At 77.3% G+C, this 2,244-nt stretch carries 2 protein-coding genes and 1 pseudogene; all 3 read right to left on the bottom strand.

The features are described from left to right. Positions 1 to 522: transcription antitermination factor NusB (locus ND748_RS29830; protein WP_285902901.1), on the bottom strand; the 522-nt coding region annotated here is incomplete at its 3' end. Between the two features lie 158 nt (positions 523 to 680). Continuing rightward, a pseudogene (gene fmt, locus ND748_RS29825) lies at positions 681 to 1,604 on the bottom strand (methionyl-tRNA formyltransferase); the annotation flags it as partial. 221 nt (positions 1,605 to 1,825) lie between these two features. Next, complete coding sequence (locus ND748_RS29820) at positions 1,826 to 2,032, bottom strand: hypothetical protein (RefSeq protein WP_251749535.1); 207 nt, start codon at positions 2,030 to 2,032, stop codon at positions 1,826 to 1,828. Positions 2,033 to 2,244 lie beyond the last annotated feature (212 nt).

The following is a 2,244-nucleotide window of genomic DNA, read 5'->3' as shown; positions in this document are numbered from 1 at the left end:
CCCCCCCGCCCCGGGGTGGGGGGGGGGTGGGGATGACCCGCCCCCCGCCCCCCCCCCCCCCCCCCCCCCCCCCCCCCCCGCCCCCCCCCCCCCCCCCCCCCCCCGCCGCAACACCGCGTTGGCGAACCGGACCGGACGCTCGCCGCTGGTCGCCCGGACGAGGTCCACGGTGCTGGCCACCGCGGCGCGGGCGGGCACCCGGGTGCGCAGCAGTTGGTAGGCGCCGAGCCGCAGCGCGTCGCGCAGCGGCGGGTCGATGTCGTGCACGGGTCGGCTCGTGGCCGTGTTGAGCAGCCCGTCGAGGGTGCCCTGGGCACGCAGCGCGCCGTAGGCGAGCTCGGTGACAAAGCCGCGATCGCGGGTCGGCAGCCCGCTGCCGGCGAGCAGCGAGGGCAGGAGCAGGTTGGCGTACGAACCACGCTCGTCGACCGCGCGCAACACCTCCCAGGCCAGCCTGCGGGGCCGGTCGACGGCGGCAGGCGGGCGGGCACCGCGGGTGCCCGGTGATCCGGCCGGGCTCATGCGGCTCCCCCGCCGCCGGACGGCCTCCCTGCCGACGCGCTCTGTTCTGCCGACGGCCCCTGTTCTGCCGACGGCCCCTGCTCCGCCGAGGGTCCCTGCTCCGCCGAGGGTCCCTGTTCTGCCGACGGCCCCTGCTCCGCCGGTGCACGCAGGACGTCCTCGTCGGTCAGCCGTGCCCCTCGGGCCCAGTCGGCGGCCTTCATCGGCCCGCGGCCCTCGGGCCGCACCTCGTCGAGCAGCACCGGCGCCGTCCCGGTGCCCACGGCGATGGCGCCGTCGGGGAGCACCGCCAGCCGGCCCGGTGGCAGCACGTCGGGCGCGTTCGGCGCTCCGATCCGCACCGGACCGATCTTGATCCGCCGGTCCCGGAACACCGTCCACGCTCCAGGCGCGGGAGCCGCCGCCCGGGTCAGCCGGTCCACGGCGACCGCCGGCAGGGCCCAGTCGATCGAGGAGTCCTGCGCGGTCAGCTTCGGCGCGAACGTCACTCCCTCGGCGGGCTGGGGCACCGCCTGCAGGGTTCCGTCGTCGATGCCGTCCAGGACCGCGGCCAACAGGTGCGCGCCGGACTCCGCGAGCCGGTCGAGCAGGTCCCCGGAGGTGTCGGTGGGGCGGACCCGCTCGGTGACGACGCCGAACACCGGGCCGGAGTCCATCGCCAGTTCGATCTGGAACACGCTGGCGCCGGTCAGATCGTCGCCGGCGAGCACCGTGCGCTGCACCGGGGCCGCGCCACGGTAGGCCGGCAGCAGCGAGAAGTGCAGGTTCACCCAGCCGTGGCGGGGGATCGCCAACGCCTCCCGGGGGAGCAGGGCGCCGTAGGCGACGACCGGGCAGCAGTCCGGCTCCAGGTCGGTGAGCGCCGCGAGGAAGTCCGGGTCGCGCGGCCGCTCCGGGCTGAGCACCGGGATGCCGGCCTCGTCCGCGAGCAGGTGCACGGGAGGTGGTTTGATCTTCCGACCTCGGCCGGCGGGCCGGTCGGGGCGGGTGACGACCGCGACCACGTCGTGGCGCGGGCTGTCGATCAATGCCCGCAGGCTGGGCAGGGCGACCGCCGGTGTGCCGGCGAAAACAAGACGCATACGCGAGCACCGATCCGCCGCGACGCCATGCGGACGCCGCGGCCGTCTACGGGGGCAGGATTCGAGCTGTCCGGCGGTCCGGGGACGGTCCGCCGGCACCCAGGGCGGGGACACGGGCGGCGTCCTCGGGCCTGCCGCTGCCCGACCGTACCGCGGGCGACCATCGCTGTGGCGGACGGTCGGCCCCGGCGGCGGACGGGGTGCGGTTGGGGATGGCGTAGTCAGCCGATGACCAGCGGATCAAGCTGCACGCGCAGGCCGGCCGTGCTTCGGCGGGCGCCGAGGACGCCGCGGGCCTCGTGCAGGGCGGCGGCGAGAGCCGAACCGCGCTCGCGGGGCACCCGGATGAGCAACCGCTCGATCTCGTCCGCCTCGTCCAGGCCGCCCCCGCCCTGTCCACGGACCGGCGCCGGTCTACCCCCCGGCACGGGCGCGCCGGACCGTGCGGACCCGGGACTGAGACCAGAGCCGGAACCCGAGCCAGGACCCGAGCTGGAACCGGGACCCGAGCTGGAACCGGAACCGGAACCGGGACCGGGACCGGGAGTGAGATCGGCGTCGGGTCCGGCCGCGGGGTCGGGCCGGCCGCCACGCCGGCGGGCTCGGCCGCCCGGAGTCGCTGCCGCCCGCGCGGAGGGTG

The organism is Frankia sp. AiPs1, assembly GCF_023716945.1.
Lineage (GTDB): Bacteria > Actinomycetota > Actinomycetes > Frankiales > Frankiaceae > Frankia.
The sequence above is the reverse complement of the archived record's forward strand: the minus strand, read 5'-3'. Positions and strand labels throughout refer to the sequence as shown.